At 68.8% G+C, this 20,498-nt stretch carries 19 protein-coding genes; 11 read left to right on the top strand and 8 right to left on the bottom strand.

Annotated elements, in window-relative coordinates:
- Window positions 1–165: 165 nt before the first annotated feature.
- The 4 genes from ACRXBZ_RS15310 (at window position 166) to yhjD (ending at window position 5,390) form a co-directional block, all read left to right on the top strand.
- Complete coding sequence (locus ACRXBZ_RS15310; protein WP_433879695.1) at window positions 166–2,694, top strand: bifunctional FO biosynthesis protein CofGH; 2,529 nt, start codon at window positions 166–168, stop codon at window positions 2,692–2,694.
- Window positions 2,695–2,949: 255 nt separating this feature from the next.
- Window positions 2,950–3,192 (top strand): hypothetical protein, encoded by a 243-nt coding sequence (locus tag ACRXBZ_RS15305; protein ID WP_433879694.1) that lies wholly within the window; start codon window positions 2,950–2,952, stop codon window positions 3,190–3,192.
- A 60-nt stretch (window positions 3,193–3,252) separates the two neighbouring features.
- On the top strand, window positions 3,253–4,296 hold the full coding sequence (gene trpS, locus ACRXBZ_RS15300) for a tryptophan--tRNA ligase (protein ID WP_433879693.1): 1,044 nt from the start codon (window positions 3,253–3,255) through the stop codon (window positions 4,294–4,296).
- A gap of 62 nt (window positions 4,297–4,358) precedes the next feature.
- The gene (gene yhjD, locus ACRXBZ_RS15295; protein ID WP_433879692.1) at window positions 4,359–5,390 is read left to right on the top strand and encodes an inner membrane protein YhjD; all 1,032 of its coding nucleotides are present in this window, start codon (window positions 4,359–4,361) and stop codon (window positions 5,388–5,390) included.
- A 101-nt stretch (window positions 5,391–5,491) separates the two neighbouring features.
- Here yhjD and ACRXBZ_RS15290 read toward each other — a convergent pair whose 3' ends face one another.
- On the bottom strand, window positions 5,492–6,217 hold the full coding sequence (locus ACRXBZ_RS15290; RefSeq protein WP_168585362.1) for an alpha/beta fold hydrolase: 726 nt from the start codon (window positions 6,215–6,217) through the stop codon (window positions 5,492–5,494).
- Window positions 6,218–6,497: 280 nt separating this feature from the next.
- On the bottom strand, window positions 6,498–7,604 hold the full coding sequence (locus ACRXBZ_RS15285; RefSeq protein ID WP_433879691.1) for a D-alanyl-D-alanine carboxypeptidase family protein: 1,107 nt from the start codon (window positions 7,602–7,604) through the stop codon (window positions 6,498–6,500).
- Window positions 7,605–7,845: 241 nt separating this feature from the next.
- Here ACRXBZ_RS15285 and ACRXBZ_RS15280 point away from each other — a divergent pair, with 241 nt between their 5' ends.
- Window positions 7,846–8,073 (top strand): SCO4848 family membrane protein, encoded by a 228-nt coding sequence (locus ACRXBZ_RS15280; RefSeq protein ID WP_029536182.1) that lies wholly within the window; start codon window positions 7,846–7,848, stop codon window positions 8,071–8,073.
- A gap of 140 nt (window positions 8,074–8,213) precedes the next feature.
- Here ACRXBZ_RS15280 and ACRXBZ_RS15275 read toward each other — a convergent pair whose 3' ends face one another.
- The 6 genes from ACRXBZ_RS15275 to sdhC form a co-directional block, all read right to left on the bottom strand.
- Window positions 8,214–8,603 (bottom strand): hypothetical protein, encoded by a 390-nt coding sequence (locus ACRXBZ_RS15275; RefSeq protein ID WP_433879690.1) that lies wholly within the window; start codon window positions 8,601–8,603, stop codon window positions 8,214–8,216.
- A 127-nt stretch (window positions 8,604–8,730) separates the two neighbouring features.
- Window positions 8,731–8,922: a hypothetical protein gene (locus ACRXBZ_RS15270; RefSeq protein WP_433879689.1), complete on the bottom strand. Its 192-nt coding sequence runs from the start codon at window positions 8,920–8,922 to the stop codon at window positions 8,731–8,733.
- 275 nt (window positions 8,923–9,197) lie between these two features.
- Complete coding sequence (locus ACRXBZ_RS15265) at window positions 9,198–9,983, bottom strand: succinate dehydrogenase iron-sulfur subunit (protein ID WP_168585360.1); 786 nt, start codon at window positions 9,981–9,983, stop codon at window positions 9,198–9,200.
- Entirely contained in the window at window positions 9,983–11,773 is a 1,791-nt protein-coding gene (gene sdhA, locus ACRXBZ_RS15260) for a succinate dehydrogenase flavoprotein subunit (RefSeq protein ID WP_433879688.1), read from the bottom strand. Before sdhA ends, ACRXBZ_RS15265 begins: the two co-directional genes overlap by 1 nt.
- A 73-nt stretch (window positions 11,774–11,846) precedes the next feature.
- Window positions 11,847–12,266 carry a succinate dehydrogenase hydrophobic membrane anchor subunit gene (locus tag ACRXBZ_RS15255; protein WP_168585358.1) on the bottom strand — a complete coding sequence of 140 codons (420 nt, stop codon included), beginning with the start codon at window positions 12,264–12,266 and terminating at the stop codon, window positions 11,847–11,849.
- A gap of 4 nt (window positions 12,267–12,270) precedes the next feature.
- A complete protein-coding gene (sdhC, locus tag ACRXBZ_RS15250) occupies window positions 12,271–12,705 on the bottom strand; it encodes a succinate dehydrogenase, cytochrome b556 subunit (RefSeq protein WP_168585357.1) in 435 nt (144 codons plus the stop codon).
- Between the two features lie 443 nt (window positions 12,706–13,148).
- Here sdhC and ACRXBZ_RS15245 point away from each other — a divergent pair, with 443 nt between their 5' ends.
- The 6 genes from ACRXBZ_RS15245 (at window position 13,149) to ACRXBZ_RS15220 (ending at window position 20,483) form a co-directional block, all read left to right on the top strand.
- Window positions 13,149–14,318 carry a BMP family lipoprotein gene (locus tag ACRXBZ_RS15245; protein ID WP_433879687.1) on the top strand — a complete coding sequence of 390 codons (1,170 nt, stop codon included), beginning with the start codon at window positions 13,149–13,151 and terminating at the stop codon, window positions 14,316–14,318.
- 169 nt (window positions 14,319–14,487) lie between these two features.
- Window positions 14,488–16,038 (top strand): ABC transporter ATP-binding protein, encoded by a 1,551-nt coding sequence (locus tag ACRXBZ_RS15240; protein WP_433879686.1) that lies wholly within the window; start codon window positions 14,488–14,490, stop codon window positions 16,036–16,038.
- Entirely contained in the window at window positions 16,035–17,129 is a 1,095-nt protein-coding gene (locus ACRXBZ_RS15235) for an ABC transporter permease (RefSeq protein WP_433879685.1), read from the top strand. Before ACRXBZ_RS15240 ends, ACRXBZ_RS15235 begins: the two co-directional genes overlap by 4 nt.
- Window positions 17,126–18,388: an ABC transporter permease gene (locus ACRXBZ_RS15230; RefSeq protein WP_433879684.1), complete on the top strand. Its 1,263-nt coding sequence runs from the start codon at window positions 17,126–17,128 to the stop codon at window positions 18,386–18,388. Before ACRXBZ_RS15235 ends, ACRXBZ_RS15230 begins: the two co-directional genes overlap by 4 nt.
- On the top strand, window positions 18,389–18,769 hold the full coding sequence (locus ACRXBZ_RS15225) for a cytidine deaminase (protein WP_433879683.1): 381 nt from the start codon (window positions 18,389–18,391) through the stop codon (window positions 18,767–18,769).
- A gap of 412 nt (window positions 18,770–19,181) precedes the next feature.
- A complete protein-coding gene (locus ACRXBZ_RS15220) occupies window positions 19,182–20,483 on the top strand; it encodes a thymidine phosphorylase (protein WP_433879682.1) in 1,302 nt (433 codons plus the stop codon).
- The last annotated feature ends 15 nt before the right edge of the window (window positions 20,484–20,498 follow it).

Here is a 20,498-nt window from a genome sequence, read left to right as displayed (position 1 = left end):
GTGATCGTGGGTAGGACAGAACGGAGTAATTCAATAGCCGATAGTGAGGCGTCCGGCACGTCTCTGCGGCGGTTGGGCGGCAGGCGCTCGGCGACTTAGAGTCGGCAGGTGTCGGTTGCAGATCTGAAAGTTTCCCCGCCGGAGCCCACCCCGAGCGAATCGGCGATGCGCCGCGCGCTCCGCCGCGCCACCGATGGTGTTTCGCTGAATGCCGCCGAAGCCGCGGTCCTGCTGCACGCCCGCGGCGAAGACCTGGAAAAACTGCTGGCCGCGGCCGGTCGCGCGCGGGACGCGCACCTGGTCGCCGAGGGCCACGAAGGTGTGGTCACCTACAGCCGGAACGTGTTCATCCCGTTGACCCGGCTGTGCCGGGATCGCTGTCACTACTGCACTTTCGCCACCGTGCCGCACCGGGTGAAATCCGCCTACCTGGAACGCGACGAGGTACTGGAGATCGCCCGGCAGGGTGCGGCGGCGGGCTGCAAGGAAGCTTTGTTCACCCTCGGAGACCGGCCCGAAGAGCGCTGGCCCGCCGCCCGGGAGTGGCTGGAGGCGCGCGGCTATTCCTCCACAGTGGACTACGTGCGGTCCTGCGCCATCGCGGTGCTGGAGGAAACCGGCCTGCTGCCGCACCTGAACCCCGGCGTGCTCAGCTGGTCGGAGCTGACCAGGCTCAAGCCGGTCGCGGCGAGCATGGGCATGATGCTGGAGACCACCGCCGAGCGGCTTTGGCGGGAGAAGGGCGGGCCGCACTTCGGCAGCCCGGACAAGGAACCCGCCGTCCGGCTTCGAGTGCTGGCCGACGCCGGACGTGTCGCGGTGCCGTTCACCAGCGGAATCCTCATCGGAATCGGCGAAACCCGCGCCGAGCGCGCCGAGTCGCTGCTCGCGCTGCGCAGCGCCGCCCGCCAGTACGGGCACATCCAGGAAATCATCGTGCAGAACTTCCGTGCGAAACCAGACACCGCGATGCGCGGCATGCCCGACGCCGACCTGCACGACCTGGCCGCCACGATCGCGGTCGCGCGGCTGCTGATGCCCTCCGGGGTGAGCGTGCAGGCGCCGCCGAACCTCATCGGCGACGAGCAGCTGCTGATGCTGCGCGCCGGGATCGACGACTGGGGCGGGGTTTCCCCAGTGACCCCGGACCACGTCAACCCAGAACGGCCGTGGCCGCACATCGACGAGCTCGCCGCGAAGACCCGCGAAGGCGGCTTCGAGCTGCGGGAACGCCTGACCGCCTACCCGCGCTACGTGCGCGCCGGGCTGGCCGGGGACAGCACCCAGTGGCTGGACCTGCGGGTGACCGGCCACGTCGCGGCACTGTCCGGTTCGGACGGTTTCGCCGACGCCGACGCCGCACCGGTCGGGCGCGAATGGCAGGAGCCGGACGGCGGGTTCGAGTCCATCGGCCGCACCGACCTGCACCGCAGCATCGACACGACGGGCCGCACGGGGGATCGCCGCGGCGACTTCGACACGGTCTACGGCGACTGGGACGAGCTGCGTCGCCAGCTGCCCGCCGACGCGGCCCCGGAGCGGCTCGACGCCGATGCGCGGGACGGGCTGCGGCTGGCCGAGACCGACCCGGCCGCGCTGCTCGACGAGAGCCGCACCGCCGCCGCCATGGCCTTGATGACCTGCGATGGAGCCGCGATGGACGCGCTCGCCGGGATCGCCGACGGCCTGCGCCGGGACGTGGTGGGTGACGACATCACCTACGTGGTCAACCGCAACATCAACTTCTCCAACATCTGCTACGTGGGGTGCCGCTTCTGCGCCTTCGCGCAGCGGGAGCGCGACGCCGACGCCTACCGGCTCTCGCCGGAGGAGGTCGCCGATCGCGCCGACGAGGCGTGGCGTGCCGGGGCCACCGAGATCTGCATGCAGGGCGGCATCGACCCGCGGCTGCCGGTGTCCGGCTACGCCGAGCTCGTGCGCGCGATCAAGCAGCGGGTGCCCGAGATGCACGTCCACGCGTTCAGCCCGATGGAGATCGTCAGCGCCGCGGCCAAGGCCGGGGCGAGCATCGCCGACTGGCTGGCTGAGCTTAAGGGGGCCGGCCTGGGCAGTATTCCCGGCACCGCGGCGGAGATCCTCGACGACGAGGTGCGCTGGGTGCTGACCAAGGGCAAGCTCCCCGCCGCCGAGTGGATCGAGGTCGTCAGCACCGCGCACCGGCTCGGCATCCCGTCCTCGTCGACCATGATGTACGGCCACGTCGACACCCCGGAGCACTGGCTCGGCCACTTCCGCACCCTGGCCGGTGTGCAGGACGCCGCGGCTGAGCACGGCAGCGCCGGGTTCACCGAGTTCGTCCCGCTGCCGTTCGTGCACCGCAACGCGCCGATCTACCTCGCCGGGCTCGCGCGCCCGGGCCCGACCCGCCGGGACAACCGCGCGGTGCACGCGATGGCGCGCATCTTGTTGCACGGCCGGATCGACAACGTCCAGTGCTCGTGGGTGAAGCTCGGCGACGAGGGCACCTCGGAGGTGCTGGGCGGCGGCGCCAACGACGTCGGCGGGACGTTGATGGAGGAGACCATCAGCCGGATGGCCGGCTCCGAGCACGGCTCGGAGCGGACCGTCGAGGAGCTGCACGAGCTGGCCGCTCGGGCGGGTCGTTCCGCCCGGCAGCGCAGTACCACTTACGAGCGAATTGGCCGGGTGCAGCTGGGGATCAGCCCAGCCTAACCCGATTTGATGTGATGTGGATCACTGAATTGGCCGCGGTTGGGATCGGTATTCGGGCGATTCTGGCTGCTGGCCTGCTCGTTTATTGGTCTGGAGGCCCGGCGAAAGTCGTTCAGGATTGGAAAATATGATCATTGCGTCGTGGCCGGTTTACGCAAAGCGACCACGCCGGTAACCGGTGGTCGGTACGTTCCGCCACCGAACTCGGACGATTAGGTGACCTGAACGGGTCAACTTTCGTAGGGAGGCACGCCCGTGGGTAGCCGAATATCCCGCGTGGTCACGCGGGCGTCCGTGCTTGGCGCCGCGCTCGCCGCAGTGCTCCTGGCGACCGCCGGCGGCGCCGCTGCCGCCGGCTCTCCCGTCCTCGCGGCCAACCCCCTGGAATCGCTGAGCGCTCCGGTCGGACTCACCGCGGTCGCCCTCGGAGTGGTCGGCATGGTCGCGGGCATGTTCCGGAAGAAGAAGATCCAGCCAGAGAACCAGCGCAAGACCTGACCCAGGTATAACCGGAGAGGTCGATCCCACAGCTCCGGCGGGACTTGCGAGAATCACCACGTGAGCAGCGACAGCCCCGCACCCCAGACCAGCGACCAGCCCGCGGCGCGGCCGCGCGTGCTGTCCGGCATCCAGCCCACCGCCGACTCGTTCCACCTCGGCAACTACCTGGGCGCCCTGCGGGAATGGGTCACCATGCAAGACGACCACGACGCCTTCTACTGCGTCGTCGACCTGCACGCCATCACCGTCGCGCAGGACCCGGAACTGCTGCGCCAGCGTACCCGGCTCTCCGCCGCCCAACTGCTCGCGATCGGCATCGACCCCGACCGCTCGACGCTGTTCGTGCAGAGCCACGTCCCGGAACACGCCCAGCTCAGCTGGGTCCTGGAATGCCTGACCGGGTTCGGCGAGGCCGGTCGGATGACCCAGTTCAAGGACAAGTCCGCCCGCCAGGAAGCCGACCACGTCAGCGTCGGGCTGTTCACCTACCCGGTGCTGCAGGCCGCGGACATCCTGCTCTACCAGGCCGACGCGGTCCCCGTCGGCGAGGACCAGCGCCAGCACCTGGAGCTCACCCGCAACCTGGCGCAGCGGTTCAACTCCCGCTACGGCCATACCTTCACGGTGCCCGCGGCGCACATCCCCAAGGAAACCGCCAAGATCTACGACCTGCAGGACCCGACTTCGAAGATGAGCAAGTCGGTGCCCGCCGGGGTCGTCGAGCTGCTGGAGGCGCCGAAGCGCTCGGCCAAGAAGATTCGCTCCGCGGTCACCGACCTGGAGCGGGAGATCCGCTACGACGTAGAGAACAAGCCGGGCATCAGCAACCTGCTGGTGATCTACTCGGCGCTGACCGGCCGCAGCATCGCCGACCTGGAGGCCGCCTACGAGGGCAAGGGCTACGGCGACCTGAAGAAGGAGCTCGGCGAGGTCGTGGTCGAGTTCGTCACGCCGTTCCAGGAGAAGGTCCGCAGCTACCTCGACGACCCGGCCGAACTGGACAAGGTCCTGCACCGGGGCGCGGAGCGGGCGCGGGCGGTCTCGGCGGAAACCTTGCGGACCGTCTTCGACCGGATGGGATTTCTTCCGCCGATGGGCTGAACTGATCAACTGCGGGTAGCCTGCCACCGTTCGGGGGAAGCCGTTGCGGCGGGAGGTGCACCGTGGCCGGTCAGGAGCAGGACACGAAGCCGGGCCGATTGGCGCTGCTGCGCCGCCGCCACGCGTGGTTGGACCGGCTCATCCGGGCCTTCGAGCGCTACCAGGGCCAGTACGGCGACTACTACGCCGCCGCGATCACCTACTTCAGCGTGCTCGCGCTGGTGCCGCTGCTGATGATCGCCTTCGCCGTGGCCGGTTTCGTGCTGAGCGGGAACCCGGACCTGCTGGGGCGGCTGCAGACGTCGATCGCCTCCGCAGTGCCCAGCCCGGCGATGAGCGACATGCTCAACCGCGTCGTCCAGCAGGCGATCAGCCAGGCCGGGACGGTCGGTTTGATCGGCCTGCTCGCCGCGCTGTACTCGGGGCTCGGTTGGATGACGAACCTGCGGGAGGCGCTGACCGCGCAGTGGACGCAGGAGCCGGCGAAGCAGTCGATGGTCCGGCGGATGGCCGCCGACCTGGGGTCGCTGATCGGGCTCGGCGCGGCGGTGGCCGTCTCGCTGGGCATCAGCGCGCTCGGCGGCGGGGTCGGGCGGTGGCTGTTCGAGCTGCTCGGGATCGAGGACAATCCGGCCGCGGCGTTCGTGCTACGGGTGCTGTCGATACTGCTGTCGCTCTTGGCGAGCTGGCTGGTGTTCCTGTGGGTGCTGGCGCGGCTGCCGCGCAAGCCGGTCACGTTGCACAGCGCGGTGTGGGGCGCGCTGTTCGCCGCGATCGGGTTCGAGGTCCTCAAGCAGGTCGGGGTGGTCTATCTGAACAGCGTGACCAGCTCGCCGGCGGGCGTGGCGTTCGGCCCGATCCTCGGTCTGCTGGTGTTCGCCAACCTGACCTCGCGGTTCATCCTGTTCGTCACGGCTTGGACTGCATCGGCCCGGGAGAACCTGGAAGTCGCGCCTCCACGGCCGCCGGGCCCGGCGATCATCCGGCCGGTGGTCCAGGTGCGGGACCGGGTGGGCGTGCGGGCCACGGCGCGTCTGGTGGGCCTGGTGGGACTCGGCGCCATCGCGGGCTGGGCCTTGCGCCGCAAGCGCTGACCCCTGCGTTCCGCCGCAATTTCAATGGAAATCGGACCTCCGATTTCCATTGAAATTGCGGAAGTTATCCACAACCTCCGGCGTGTTGAAATTGCGGATGGTCATCCGGCGATGCGGGAGAGCATTGCCGCGAGGTCGGCCGGGCGGGAGAACATCGGCCAGTGGCCGGTCGGCAGGTGGTGCACCTCAGCCCCGGCCATCGGCGCGAAGAGCGGGATGCCGCTGTCGATGAGGGCCTGGACCTGCTCCGGGGTGGAGGTTGACGCGATCACCGAGATCGGCGTACCCGGGATGCCCTCCGGCCGCTGCAGGGACTGCGTCGCGGTGGCGAACGGCTGCGGCGTGCTCATGGCGCGCATGCGGGCCAGCATTTCGTCGGACAGCCCGGCGAGATCTTCCGGGCCGAACTCGGGGAGCGGGAGGCGCCAGCCGTCGCCTTGGGCCTCGACCTTCTTGCGCCACTCCTCCTGGACCTCCGGCGGGTTGAAGTCCAGCACGGACACGCCGCCCGGCATCGGCCCGGCGTCGACGTAGACGATGCGCGCGATCCGGTCCGGGATGCGGTCGGCGGCGCCGGTGACGGGCACGTTCGCGCCGCTGTGCCCGACCAGCACGACGTCCCGGAGGTCGTTCTGCTCGATGAACCGGACCAGGTCCGCTACGTGCGTCTCGACGCCGACCTCCGGCGAGGCTTCGGCGGCCCGGTCGGCGAGGCCGGGCATCGTCACCGGGTGGACGTCGTGGCCCGCCGCCCGCAGGTCCAGCGTCACGTCCTCCCACGCCCATGCACCGAGCCAGAAGCCGGGGACCAGCACGATCGTCGCCATTGCAGCACTCCTTCTCAGCCGGATCGATGGCCTGGACACTAGGTGAGGCCCGCACCTTCCGGGTCGGCCGGATCCGGTCGGGGGAGCTGCGAGCCAGTGCCCGTGAGTGGTTTTGGTTGCCATGGCGCCCAAAACCACTCACGGATCTATTCCTGGGCGGACTCGATCACGGCGGCGATCACGCCTCCTTCGAATCCGCCTTGACGGCCTCGGGATCGCAACGACCACGGACCGTTAACTAATTGGATCACGGCCAGCGGCGCGCCGGTAGCGGGTTCTGTTAGGGGTGGTCGCCGTTCTGCCTGCGGCGCGCGGCGGCGGCCAGACGCGCGCGGCGATGTCGGAGCGCCAGGACACCCGCAACCGCGACGGCGGCGATCGCGATCAGCGTCAACGGCCAGCCGACCGTGCCGAACATCGACGAGCTCTGCGCCTGGCCGGTCTCCGGCGAATCCCCCGCCGCATTCTCCACCGGTGACGGGCGGGGTGACCTGGTCACCAGCTCGCCGACCGGGGCGCTGGCGTCGAGCCCGAACCCGTAGTCCAGCAGGCGCATGGTCTGCTGGGACTGCCGGATCGGTTGGTTCTCGCCGCGCATCAGCACCGCCACCAGCCGGCGTCCGTCGCGCTCGGCGGCACCGATGAACGTGTGCCGCGCATCGTCGGTGAACCCGGTCTTGCCGCCGATGGCGCCGGGGTAGTTGAGCAGTACCTGGTTGTCGGACCAGACCTCCAGCGGCGGGCCGCCCGGCTTGCCCGGCAGCAGCGTGTTGTGGACGCCGGCGATCGAGGCGAACGCCGGCTCGTGCATCGCCGCCCGGAAGATGGCCGCCAGGTCGTAGGCCGAGGTGCTCATGCCCGGACCGTCCAGCCCGGACGGCGTCGCGACCCGGGTGTCCAGCGCGCCGAGCTCGCGGGCCAGCGCGTTGACCTTGTCGAGCGTGGCGTCGAACCCACCCATCTTCATGGCGAGCGCGTGCGCGGCGTCGTTGCCGGACCGCATGATCAATCCGTACAGCACCTGCTGCACGGTGTAGGTGACGCCGGGGCTGAGCCCGACCCGGCTGCCCTCCTGGTTAGCGTCCTCCTGGGTGACGATGATCGTGTCGTCCATCCGCAGCTCGCGGATCGCGGTTAGCGCGGTGAGGACCTTGATCGTCGATGCCGGGCGGTGCCTGGCGTGCGGGTCCTTCGCCGCCAGCACGGCCCCGCTGTCCAGGTCTGCCAGCACCCAGCTCTCGGCGCTGACCTCGGGGGGCGGCTCCGGCAGGCCCGGCGCGAGGATCACGCCGCACTCCGCCATCCGGTCCCCGCCGACCGGCGTCTCCGGGACCGGCACCGGCTCGGGGACCGGCGAGCCCGGCGCGGGCACCTCGGAGGTGTCCACCGGAGGCGGCGGAACGGCGTTAGGGCACGCTGCCGGCGGTTGGGCCGCGGCCGTGCCGCCGGCTGCCAGCACTAGCGAAGCGGCGAGAGTGCAAATGGCCGCGCTTAGCGCGGATTTCGTGCGGAGCTGACCGCGGGCACTCAGAGGCACACGCAGCAGGCTAGCCAATCGCCGTGAGCACCGAGACGCAGACCGCCCCCGGACAGGTGGGTGAAGCAGGTTACAGCGGATACTGGGGGCCGTGACAATTTCCCGCCGCGTTGCGTTGTTCCTGCTGGCCTTCGGCGTCTGGTCGTACCTGCTGTGGCCGAACTTCGTGCGCAACATCTGGAACAGCGACCGCTCCTGGGCGGGCGGTTCGCCGACGTCCTACCTGATCGTCCACCTGGTGATCGCGGTGGTCTCCCTGGTCTTGGGCACGATCATCGGGGTCCTCGGCTGGCGGGCCTACCGGGCCGCCCGCCGCTGACCGCCGGCAAGCTAGCGAGCAGGTTCAAGACGACCGCATCCGCGGCACACCGCCCTTGCGACCCAGACCGAACGCGACCCGATAGATGTCGGGAAGGTCGAGCTTGCCGTTCTTTCGGTTCGTCATCACGCCCAGTTCGATCAGCTCGGCGATGAGCTCCGACAGCTGGTGCCGTTCGCTTCGGCTTCCCGGTCGGCATTGATGAGCGCGTTGTCGGCAGCCTCTGGATTGGCCAGCACCCAATCGATTCGGTTGGACCATTCCCCGGTTTGTAGTTCAGGAACCTCAAGCGCTGCGAGCACTACCGTGTACCAGATGTCCTGGGCGGAATAGGTTCGCAGGAGGTCCTCAAGAGTCCGCGGGCTCGGGTAGCTGGCCTTGCGCTCGGAACCGAACCCGGTGTGTGCCTCGATCCTGGTGAGTATCGGAAGCTGATATTCATCGGCAGCGACAGCGCGCAGAGCCGGGTTCTGGAGTGCCTGGAACCAGACCGTCTTTCCGACGCCGCGACCGCCTTTGACGACCGTCACGTCGGGGTCCAAGGCCAATCGGTGGCCGCGCGGAGTGAACAGCGAATGCGGATCCGGCTTGATCGTGTCGGCGGCGTGCGCAACGCTGCCTGGAGCAGAGCCCGGTACGTCTGCGGATTCAGCGACGTCACGTGTTCTCCTCGATGATTAGCTCGGCCGCAGCGGTCAGGAATTGATCGTAAGCCTTGCGGACGAAGTGAGACGAGTACCAGTCGGGCGTAGCCACGTGATTCAGTCCGACCAAGCCGCCGTGGAAAAGGATAGGCAGCGGCGCGTGTGGCGCGTCTTCGTCCTCCAGGCTGAAGTTGAACGCATCCATGTCCGTCGGGGACTTTTCGTCGTCATAGAGCGCCTCCGCATTCGGTAGCGACGCCCGCTAAGTGGTCGGCATTGGGCAGGCGCTGCTCTTCCCGCAGTAGTTGCGCGTCCCGGTAGTGCCGCTGCGCAGCCGCTGTGTAGTTGGTGCTCGATGCAGGCTCGGCCATGATCGAGAGCGTACTGACTCGATGTAACCGTGCGCATCCACATTGTCAGGACGGCAAAGGCAAACGGCGCCCACCTCCGGGGAGGCGGGCGCCGTCGGTGTTCACCGGGTCAGCGGCGGCGGAACATCAGGGCTCGCTTGACCTCTTGGATCGCCTTCGTGACCTGGATGCCTCGCGGGCAGGCATCCGTGCAGTTGAAGGTCGTGCGGCACCGCCACACGCCGTCGACGTCGTTGAGGATGTCGAGCCGCTCCTCGGCGCCCTCGTCACGGCTGTCGAAGATGAACCGGTGCGCGTTGACGATCGCCGCCGGGCCGAAGTAGTTGCCGTCCGACCAGTACACCGGGCACGACGTGGTGCACGCCGCGCACAGGATGCACTTGGTGGTGTCGTCGAACCGGGCCCGCTCGGCGACCGACTGAATGCGCTCCCTGGTCGGCTCGTTGCCGGTGGTCATCAGGTACGGCTTGACCGACCGGTAGGCCTCGAAGAACGGCTCCATGTCGACCAGCAGGTCCTTCTCGACCGGCAGGCCCTTGATCGGCTCGATGGTCAGCGTGGTCTCGCCGCCCTTGGCCAGCAGGTCCTTCATCAGCACCTTGCAGGCCAGCCGGTTGACCCCGTTGATGCGCATCGCGTCGGAGCCGCACACGCCGTGCGCGCAGGACCGGCGGAAGGTCAGCGTGCCGTCGACGTACCACTTGATGTAGTGCAGCAGGTTCAGCACGCGGTCCGACGGCAGCGCCGGGACCCGGTAGGACTCCCAGTGCAGGTCCTCGTCGACCTCCGGGTTGTACCGCAGGATCTTGACGGTGACCATCGTGGCGCCGTCCGGGATCGGCGGGGCGTCACCCGGAAGATCGGTCGTGTCGTTGTTCGTGGTAGCGGCGGTCATCAGTACTTACGCTCCATCGGCTGGTACCGGGTGACGACGACGGGCTTGTAGTCCAGGCGGATGTCGGCCTGGAAACCGGTCAACCCGAGCGGCGCGTTCGGGTCCTCCTGGTCGGGCAACACCTTGTACTGCATGCTGTGCCGCATGAAGTTGACGTCGTCCCGGGCGGTGTAGTCCTCGCGGGCGTGGCCGCCGCGAGACTCCTTGCGGGCCAGCGCGGCGTTGACCAGCGCCTCGGCCAGGTCGAGCAGGAAGCCCAGCTCGATGGCCTCCAGCAGGTCGGAGTTGTACCGCTTGCCCTTGTCGTGCACGGAGATCCGGCCGTAGCGCTCCTTGAGCGCCTGCACGTCCGACAGCGCCGTCTTGAGGGTCTCCTCGGTGCGGTACACCGAGGCGTTGGCGTCCATGGTCTGCTGCAGCTCGGTGCGGATCGTGGCGACCCGTTCGCCGCCGTGCGCGGTGCGCAGGTGGTCGACCATGCCCTGCACGAGCTTGGTCGGCTCCTCCGGCAGTTCCACGTGGTCGTGGTTGAGCGCGTACTCGGCGGCGGCGATACCCGACCGGCGGCCGAACACGTTGATGTCCAGCAGCGAGTTGGTGCCCAGCCGGTTCGAGCCGTGCACCGAGACGCAGGCGCACTCGCCGGCCGCGTACAGGCCGGGGATGGTGTTGTCGTTGTCCCGCAGCACCTCGCCGACGATGTTGGTCGGGATGCCGCCCATCGCGTAGTGCGCGGTCGGGTAGACCGGCACCGGCTCCTTGGTGGGTTCCACGCCCAGGTAGGTGCGGGAGAACTCCATGATGTCCGGGAGCTTCGCTTCTAGCAGGTCCTCGCCGAGGTGCGTCACGTCCAGCAGCACGTAGTCCTTGTTCGGACCCGCGCCGCGGCCTTCCAGCACCTCCAGGGCCATCGACCGGGCGACGATGTCGCGCGGGGCCAGGTCCTTGATCGTCGGGGCGTAGCGCTCCATGAACCGCTCGCCGTCGGCGTTGCGCAGGATGCCGCCCTCGCCGCGGACGCCCTCGGTGATCAGGATGCCCAGGCCGGCCAGGCCGGTCGGGTGGAACTGGTAGAACTCCATGTCCTCCAGCGGCAGGCCCTTGCGGTAGATGATGCCCATGCCATCACCGGTGAGGGTGTGTGCGTTCGAGGTGGTCTTGAAGACCTTGCCGAAGCCGCCGGTGGCGAAGATGACCGACTTGGCCTGGAAGACGTGGATCTCGCCGGTGGCAAGCTCGTAGGCGATCGCACCGGAGCAAACCTGCTCGCCGTCCGGGCCGTCGCTGAGCATGATGTCCAGGACGTAGAACTCGTTGTAGAACTCCACGCCGTGCTTGACGCAGTTCTGGTAGAGCGTCTGCAGGATCATGTGGCCGGTGCGGTCCGCGGCGTAGCAGGCGCGGCGGACCGGGGCCTTGCCGTGGTCGCGGGTGTGGCCGCCGAACCGGCGCTGGTCGATCTTGCCTTCCGGGGTCCGGTTGAACGGCAGCCCCATCTTCTCCAGGTCCAGGACCGCGTCGATGGCTTCCTTCGCCATGATCTCGGCGGCGTCCTGGTCGACCAGGTAGTCACCGCCCTTGATGGTGTCGAAGGTGTGCCACTCCCAGTTGTCCTCTTCGACGTTGGCCAACGCCGCGCACATGCCGCCCTGGGCGGCGCCGGTGTGCGAACGGGTGGGGTAGAGCTTGGTCAGCACGGCAGTGCGGGCGCGCTGCCCGGATTCGATCGCGGCGCGCATCCCGGCGCCGCCGGCGCCGACGATGACCACGTCGTACTTGTGGAATTGCATGGTCGCCTCCTCGGGCTGTGGCGGGACCCGCGGGTGGGGCGTCGATCTCGCCACGCTGTGGTCGTCTGCGGAGCTAGCCGATGTTCGGGTCGAAGGTGAAGATCACGAAGGTGCCCAGACCCACGGTCAGCAAGACCGAGACGTACAGCAGCATCTTCAGCCAGAAGCGTGTGCCGTCTTTTCGGGAGTAGTCGTTGATGACGGTGCGGAGTCCGTTACCGCCATGCAGACCCGCCAGCCACAGCATGGTGAGGTCCCAGAACTGCCAGAACGGAGAGGCCCAGCGGCCCGCGACGAACGCGAAGTTGATCTTGTGGACGCCGCCGTCCAGGAACAGCATGATCAGCAGATGCCCGAGCACCAGGAACAGCAGCACCACACCGGACAGCCGCATGAACAACCAGCTGTAGAGCTCGAAGTTGTTGCGGCGCGCGGCGGGGCGCGACGAGGTGCGCGGTTTCTCCACGGAAAGCGGTGCGTCGGTGACGGTCATTTGCTCAACCCCCGAAAACTTCCGTGACTGCGCGGCCGATCAGGCTGATCGCGGCCGGGATGATCAACACCAGCCAGAGCACCACGACCGTCCACAGCATCGGCTTCTGGTACTTCGTGCCCTTGGCCCAGAAGTCGACCAGCATGACCCGGATGCCGTTGAAGGCGTGGAACAGCACAGCCGCCAGCAGCCCCAGCTCGAACAGGATCATCACCGGGTGCTTGTAGGTTTCGATGACCGTGTCGTAGGCGTTCGGCGAAACCCGGACCAGGGCGGTGTCCAGGACGTGTACGAACAAGAAGAAGAAGGTGAGTACGCCCGTGATTCGGTGGGCGACCCACGACCACATGCCCAGATCGCCGCGGTAGAGGCTCCCCTTGGCGCGCGGTGCGGTGGCGCGCTGCGGTGCCTCTGCCGCGGAGGCGGTGGTGCTGGCCATGGTGGAAGGCCTCCAACCTCGCTGGTGGACTGACGGCCCCGTTCGGGAACAAGGGGCGACCGGCCCCGAGTTGCAGTTGGTCCCAATTGGTATTGGGTGCACGCCCGTCACCGGCCACGAACTGGGGCCTTGACGCAAGGGATGCTAGACCCGACTAAACGCCCGGGCCTACTCGCCTGCGCTCTCTGTGATCGACCAGACAAGAGTCCCGCCCCGGTTGATCGATGTAGAAATCATTTCGTGACACGCGAGCAATGCTCAAGCAGCAGCGTCAAGACTTAATTTCGAGAGCCACGTCACCGAATGGCGTGCGCCGCGCCCTGGAAGAACAATTCACCAGGAGGCAACACCTTCGTGTGGAGTTCGTCCGGGCCGCGGGCTTCCGGCAAGCCGGAACCGCAGGCGAATGGGCCGCGGCGGGACCAACAGGAAAGGGGAACGGCATGCGGCGAACGCCGATACGGGGAAGGCGCTCGGGTGCCGGAGGACCGCGCCGCAACGGCGCGGCAGTGGTCGCAGTGCTGCTCACCGGTGCGTTGGCGCTGGCGGGATGTGCGAAGGACAGCGGGGATGGGGGAAATAACAATGCCCAGGGCCAGGGGTGCCGGCTGAGCGCGCCTCCAGCCGGGGCCGCACCGACCACTTCGGCCGCCGAGCAGCAGCCCGCGCCGCAGGCGCCCGCGATGCGGGTGGGGCTCGCCTTCGACATCGGTGGGCGCGGCGATGCCTCGTTCAACGACGCCTCGGTCGCCGGGCTGGACCGGGCGAAGTCGCAGATGGGCTTCACCGACGTCAAGGAGCTCGACGCCGGGGCCGGTGAGCCGGAGGACGCCAAGCAGACCCGGCTGCGGCAGCTGGCGCGCGAGGGCTACAACCCGGTGATCGCGATCGGCTACGCCTACGCGGACGCGCTCAAGCTCGTCGCCCCGGAATTCCCGGGCACCAAGTTCGCGATCATCGATGAGGACGTGCAGGGGATCCCGAACGTAACGTCGCTGGTGTTCGCCGAGGAGCAGGGCTCGTTCCTGGTCGGCGTGATCGCGGCGCACAGGTCGAAGAACTGCCACATCGGCTTCGTCGGCGGGGTCAACACCCCGCTGATCCAGAAGTTCGAGGCCGGGTACGTGGCGGGTGCCAAGGCGGCCGCGCCCGACATCAAGATCGAGCGCAAGTACCTGACGCCGGCCGGTGACTTCAGCGGCTTCCAGGACCCCAACAAGGGTTCCGAGGTCGCGACCGGCCAGCTGGAGGCGGGCGCCGACGTGCTCTACCACGCGGCGGGCGCCTCCGGTAAGGGCGTCTTCTCGTCGGTGAAGTCCGCGAACGCGCTGGCGATCGGGGTCGACTCCGACCAGTACAACCAGCCGACGGTCGCGGAGTACAAGGACGTGATCATCAGCTCCATGCTCAAGCGGGTGGACCTCGCGGTGTACGACTACATCGCGACGATCGCGCGCAACGACCTGGGTTCGATGCCGAAGAAGTTCGACCTGTCCATCGACGGCGTGGGCTACGCCACGTCCGGCGGCAAGGTCACCGACCTGATGCCCGCGGTGGACGCCTACAAGGCGGCCATCGCACGCGGCGAGATCAAGGTTTCCGGCAAGCCGTGACCCGTCAGGTGAGGGGCATCTCCGGCCGAGCCGATCGGCTGGCGGTGCCCCTCCCGCTCAACTCGACCGAGTGGCGGGTTCGCGCCAAGATCGTCACGGTTGTGCCGAAACCGTCCATTGTTGAGCGTCCAGCTGGTTCGCTGCCCGTGCCGACGTCCCACGGAGCCCCATGAACACCTCGACTGAGCCGGATTCCGGCGGCCGACCCGGCGAAACCGGGTCCCTGGCCGTCGAGCTGACCGGCATCACCAAGACCTTCCCCGGCGTGGTCGCCAACTCCGACGTGAATCTCTCGGTGCGAACCGCCGAGGTGCACGCGTTGTGCGGCGAGAACGGGGCCGGCAAGTCCACCCTGATGAAGATCCTCTACGGGATGCAGGCCCCGGACTCCGGCACGATCCGCGTGCGCGGCGAGGAAGTCCGCTTCCGCACGCCGGCCGAGGCGATTCGCGCCGGTATCGGCATGGTGCACCAGCACTTCATGCTCGCCGACAACTTCACCGTGCTCGAGAACATCGTCCTCGGCGCCGAAGACGAGCACGGCATCGGCGCGAAGGCCCGCCGGCGGGTGCTCGGGCTCGCTGAGCAGGCAGGGTTCGAAATGCGCCCGGACGTGCTGGTCGAGCGGCTGGGCGTGGCCGACCGGCAGCGGGTGGAGATCCTCAAAGTGCTGTACCGGGGTGCACGCATCATCATCCTCGACGAGCCGACCGCGGTGCTGGTCCCGCAGGAGGTGGACGAGCTGTTCGCCACCCTGCGCACCATGCGTGAACAGGGCTTCACGTTCCTGTTCATCTCGCACAAGCTCGACGAGGTGCGGGCCATCGCCGACACCATCACGGTCCTGCGGCGCGGCACCACGGTCGGCACCGTCCCGGCCGCGGAGATCACCAGCCGCCGGCTCGCCGAGATGATGGTGGGCAGCGAACTGCCGGTGCCCGAGCACGGCGAGTCAACGGTGCTCGATCGCGACGTGCTCGTCGTCACCGGCCTGTCCGCATCGGAACAGGACCGGACGCTGCTCGCCGGCATCGACCTGACGGTGCGGGCCGGTGAGGTCGTTGGCATCGCCGGTGTCGAGGGCAACGGCCAGACCGAGCTCGTCGAGGCGATCATGGGCATGCGGCCGGTCACCACCGGCCGGCTCTCGCTCGGCGACCGCGACCTGACCGGGCTGTCGACGCTGGCGCGCCGCGAAGCGGGCATCGGCTACGTGCCGGAGGACCGGCACCGGCAGGGCCTGCTACTGGACGAATCGTTGTGGATCAACAGGATCCTCGGCCACCAGACGCGCCGGCCGACGGCCCACGGGATCTGGCTGGACCGGACGGGCGCGAAGGCCGACACCCAGCGGATCATCGAGGAGTTCGACGTCCGCACCCCCGGCATCGACGTGGACGCGGCCGCGCTGTCCGGCGGCAACCAGCAGAAGCTCGTGGTCGGCCGGGAGCTCTCCGGCGACCCGGCACTGCTCATCGCCGCGCACCCGACACGTGGCGTGGACGTCGGTGCGCAGGCGGGCATCTGGGGCCATCTGCGCGCCGCCCGGTCGGCGGGCCTCGCGGTCCTGCTGATCTCGGCCGACCTCGACGAGCTGATCGGCCTTTCCGACACCATCCGGGTGATGTTCCGGGGGCAGTTGGTCGCGACGGCCGACCCGCGCTCGGTGACCCCGGAGGAACTCGGCGCGGCGATGACCGGTGCAGGGGAGGCGGCATGAACACCTGGCGGGCGCGGCTGCTGCCGCCAGCGCTGGCGATCGTCTTCTCGGCGGTGCTGTGCAGCGTGGTGCTGCTGGTCTCCGGCGCGGACCCGCTGTCGACGCTGGCGGAGATGATCGCGCAGGTCGGCCGCGGCACGACCGCCGTGGACATCGTCAACACGGCGGGGGCGTACTACCTGGTGGCGATCGCGGCCGCGATCGGATTCCAGATGAACCTGCTGAACATCGGCATCGAGGGCCAGTGCCGGCTGGCCGCCTGCGTCGCGGCGATCGTCGGCGGCGCGGTGAGCCTGCCGTTCGGGCTGCACGCCGCGCTGGTCGTGGTGGTTGGCGCGGTCACCGGCGCGCTGTGGTGCGGGATCGCGGCGGTGCTCAAGGTCTACCGCGGGGTGTCCGAGGTGATCTCCACGATCATGCTCAACACCCTGTCCATCGGCGTAATCGCCTTCCTGGTGCGGACGTTCGGCGAGATGCGCGGTAACACCCAGGGCACGGAGATCATCCCAGGCAGCGGCCTGGTGCCCGGGATTCCGCTGGGTGGCTCGGGCACGGTGTTCGGGCTGGTGCTGCTGGCGGTGCTGGTCGGCATCGGGTACGCGGTGCTCATGGACCGCACCCGCTACGGCTTCGAACTGCGCGCCTCTGGCCTGTCGCCGACGGCAGCCGTGGCCGGCGGGGTGAACTCCAAGCGCATGATCATGTCCGCGATGCTGCTCTCCGGTGCCATCGCCGGCCTGGCCGGGCTGCCGGAGATCCTCGGCCGGGACCACACCTTCATGATCAACTTTCCGGCCGGCTACGGCTTCGCGGGGCTGGCCATCGCCCTGCTGGGCCGCAACCACCCGATCGGCGTCGCCTTCGGCGCGCTGCTGTGGTCCTTCCTGGACAAGAGTTCGCTGACGCTGGACAACATCGGCGTGCCCAAGGAGATCGTAACGATCCTGCAGGGCGCGATCGTGCTGTCGGTCGTCGTCGCGTACGAGTTGGTGCGCCGCCGCGAACTCGCCGCCGAGCGGCGGCGGGTCGGGCGCGCGCTGGGCACCGTGGCCACCCCGGCCGCCGCCGGAACCGGAGGTGAGCGGGCATGACCGCGGTCGTGACCAAATCGGCACCGGAGGACCGGAAAACCGGCCTCGGCCGCCGGATGCCCGGCTGGGCCCGCGTCCTGCTGTGGGTGGCGGTCGGTTTCCTGGCGGTGTCGATCACCTCGTACCAGACCGGCGTACCCCAGCTGACCTCGTCCGGCACCGTGCAGGCGGCGGTGCGGCTGGGCATCCCGATCCTGCTGGCCGCCCTAGGCGGGTTGTGGGCGGAGCGCTCCGGGGTCATCAACATCGGCCTGGAAGGCATGATGATCCTGGGCACCTGGGGCGGTGCCTGGGCCGGCTACCAGTGGGGGCCGCTGGCCGGGCTCGTCGCCGCGGCGGTGTTCGGCGCCCTCGGCGGTCTGGTGCACGCGGTGGCGACGGTGACCTTCGGGGTGAACCACATCGTGTCCGGTGTGGCGATCAACCTGCTCGGCGCGGGCACCGCGAAGTACCTGTCGACGCTGCTGTTCGAGCCGATCTCGCGGAACCCACGGGAGTCGCCGCCGGTGCCGAAGTTCGACACCTACTCGATGCAGCCGGTGGCCGGCTGGCTGCAGGAGCTGGAGGACCTGCAGCGGGTCGGCGTCTCCGACGCGGCGGGCATCCTCGGCGGCCTGGTCTCCGGAGTCTCGCCGCTGACCATGCTGGCCTACCTGCTGGTTCCGGTGAGCTATCTGGTGCTGTGGCGCTCGCCGTTCGGGCTGCGGCTGCGGTCCTGCGGCGAGAACCCGGTCGCGGCGGAGTCGCTGGGTGTGAACGTCTACCGCTACAAGTACATCGCGGTGATCATCTCCGGTGCGCTGGCAGGGCTTGGCGGCGCGGCGCTGATCCTCAACCCGGGTCAGGCGGGCTACCTCGAGGGCCAGACCAACAACCGGGGCTTTATCGGCCTGGCGGCGATGATCTTCGGCAACTGGCGGCCGGGCGGGCTGCTCGGCGGCGCGGCGCTGTTCGGCTACTCCGACGGCCTGCAGCTGCGCAGCGGCGAGACCAGCGTGCACGCGCTGTTCTACGGTGCGACGCTGCTGCTGGTGGTGGTCACGGCCATGCAGGTGTGGCGGCGCAGCTGGTTCGCAGCCGGCCTCGCGCTGGTCGCAGCCGCGGTGATGTACGCGGTGTACTGGTACACCGACTCGCTGCCCGAGGAACTCACCGCCTACACCCCGCACCTGGTGACGCTGGTGGTGCTCGCGGCGGCATCGCAACGACTAAGACCACCAGAGGCGAACGGTCTGCAGTACCGCAGAGGCGAGGACTAGATGTCGTCCACTGTGGACTGGGAGGCGCTGCGCGCCGCGGCGGTGGAAGCCGCGGCGCTGGCGTACTGCCCGTATTCGAAGTTGCAGGTCGGAGCGGCGGCGCTGTGCGACGACGGTCGAGTGGTGACCGGCTGCAACGTGGAGAACGGCTCCTTCGGCCTCACGTTGTGCGCGGAGTGCACCATGGCGGGCCAACTGCGTCTGACCGGCGGAGGCCGGTTCGTGGCGGTGGCCTGCCGAAGCGGAACGGGTGACCTGCTGATGCCGTGCGGCCGCTGCCGCCAACTCCTCTTCGAACTGGGCGGCCCGGACTGCCTGGTCGACACCCCCAGCGGAATCCTCCCGATGCGGGAAGTCCTCCCCGACGCCTTCGAGCTTTAGGCGGCCGTTGGTCAAGCCGTGTATGATGTCCATGAGAGCTCGGCATCGTGGGTGTCGGGCGAGTCGCAAGGTCAGGTGCTTCCCGGGGCAGACCGGGACCCTGACCTTACGCATGTCCGGAGGCAGTTAGCAATCGATCGCCAAGTCGATCTGGTAGAGACGGGCGTCCAGGAGCTCACGGCAGCCCTCCGATCTTCCTTGCTGGACCGGACCGCAGTCGCGAGGCCCCGCTCTGGGCGGCGGGAATGTGCTCCGACTGGACGTCGAAATCCACATCGCGTACGGGTAAGTTGCGAAATCTTGGTCGTGCGCACCAATTTTCGTGAAGATCACCCGTTTGGGGTGTATCTGTTGATGGGGTTCGTTTCTCTATATAGGCGGAGGATTCCTACGGGCTGTGGAGGTGGCGAAGGTGCATTCCGCGATTGACGTGATCCGCGCGAAGCGCGACGGGCAGCGGCTCAGCGACGAGCAGATCGACTGGGTGATCGACGCGTACACCCGGGGCGAGGTCGCCGACGAGCAGATGGCGGCGTTGGCGATGGCGGTGCTGCTGCGCGGCATGACCCCGGCGGAGACGGCTCGCTGGACGGCGGCGATGGTCGCCTCCGGCGAGACCTTGGTGCTGGACGGGGTTCGAAGGCCCACTGTGGACAAGCACTCCACCGGCGGTGTCGGCGACAAGATCACGCTGCCGCTGACTCCGCTGGTCGCCGCCTGCGGCGCGGCGGTGCCGCAGCTTTCCGGGCGCGGGCTCGGCCATACCGGCGGCACTCTGGACAAGCTGGAGTCGATACCGGGTTGGCGGGCCCGGTTGTCGGCCGACGAGATCCGGGCCCGGCTCGACGAGGTGGGCGCGGTGGTGTGCGCGGCGACGGAGGGGCTGGCCCCGGCCGACCGCAAGCTCTACGCGCTGCGCGATGTGACGGGCACGGTCGAATCGGTTCCGCTGATCGCCAGCTCGATCATGAGCAAGAAGATCGCCGAGGGCGTGCAGTCGCTGGTGCTGGACGTCAAGTGCGGTTCGGGCGCGTTCATGAAGGACCTGGACCAGGCGCGGGAGCTGGCCGCCGCGCTGGTGGACATCGGTACCGCCAACGGTCTGCGCACGAGCGCGCTGATCACCGACATGTCGGTTCCGCTGGGCCGCGCGGTCGGCAATGCGCTGGAAGTGGCCGAGGCCGTGGAGGTGTTGCGCGGCGGCGGGCCGCCGGACGTGGTGGAGCTGACGCTGGACCTGGCCCGCGAAATGCTCGACCACGCGGGCTTGTCCGATGTGGACCCGGCCGAGGCGTTGGCCGACGGCCGGGCGTACGACTCGTGGTGCCGGATGATCAAGGCCCAGGACGGCGACCCCGAGGCAGCGTTGCCGCGCGCCGAGCATGTCGAAGTCGTGACCGCGCCCGAGACCGGGACGCTGGCGAAGCTCGACGCGTACGCGGTCGGGGTTGCGGCCTGGCGCCTCGGGGCGGGGCGGGCCCGCAAGGAGGACGACGTCCAGCACGCCGCAGGCGTGCTGTGCCTGGCGAAGCCGGGTGAGCGCGTGACGGCGGGCCAGCCGCTCCTGGAACTGCACACCGACCGGCCGGAAACCATTGCCCGGTCCCAGAATGCGTTGGTGGGCGCATACGAGATCAGCGGCGCCGACGAGGTGTCGACGCCGCTGATCCTGGATCGGGTGGCTGCGGGCCACGTATCGACCGAGCCACCCTGATCGGGCGGCCCGGTC

This window comes from Saccharopolyspora hattusasensis (assembly GCF_050972075.1).
GTDB classification, from domain to species: Bacteria; Actinomycetota; Actinomycetes; order Mycobacteriales; family Pseudonocardiaceae; genus Saccharopolyspora; species Saccharopolyspora hattusasensis.
This window is presented reverse-complemented; position numbering and strand designations above follow the sequence as displayed.

Coding starts and splice junctions, on each gene's coding strand:
- ACRXBZ_RS15310 (WP_433879695.1), top strand. CDS start 166: ATGCGCCGCGCGCTCCGCCGCGCCACCGATGGTGTTTCGCTGAATGCC.
- ACRXBZ_RS15290 (WP_168585362.1), bottom strand. CDS start 6,217: ATGGCGACGATCGTGCTGGTCCCCGGCTTCTGGCTCGGTGCATGGGCG.
- ACRXBZ_RS15270 (WP_433879689.1), bottom strand. CDS start 8,922: ATGGATGCGTTCAACTTCAGCCTGGAGGACGAAGACGCGCCACACGCG.
- ACRXBZ_RS15265 (WP_168585360.1), bottom strand. CDS start 9,983: ATGACCGCCGCTACCACGAACAACGACACGACCGATCTTCCGGGTGAC.
- sdhA (WP_433879688.1), bottom strand. CDS start 11,773: ATGCAATTCCACAAGTACGACGTGGTCATCGTCGGCGCCGGCGGCGCC.
- ACRXBZ_RS15255 (WP_168585358.1), bottom strand. CDS start 12,266: ATGACCGTCACCGACGCACCGCTTTCCGTGGAGAAACCGCGCACCTCG.
- sdhC (WP_168585357.1), bottom strand. CDS start 12,705: ATGGCCAGCACCACCGCCTCCGCGGCAGAGGCACCGCAGCGCGCCACC.
- ACRXBZ_RS15245 (WP_433879687.1), top strand. CDS start 13,149: ATGCGGCGAACGCCGATACGGGGAAGGCGCTCGGGTGCCGGAGGACCG.
- ACRXBZ_RS15240 (WP_433879686.1), top strand. CDS start 14,488: ATGAACACCTCGACTGAGCCGGATTCCGGCGGCCGACCCGGCGAAACC.
- ACRXBZ_RS15235 (WP_433879685.1), top strand. CDS start 16,035: ATGAACACCTGGCGGGCGCGGCTGCTGCCGCCAGCGCTGGCGATCGTC.
- ACRXBZ_RS15230 (WP_433879684.1), top strand. CDS start 17,126: ATGACCGCGGTCGTGACCAAATCGGCACCGGAGGACCGGAAAACCGGC.
- ACRXBZ_RS15225 (WP_433879683.1), top strand. CDS start 18,389: ATGTCGTCCACTGTGGACTGGGAGGCGCTGCGCGCCGCGGCGGTGGAA.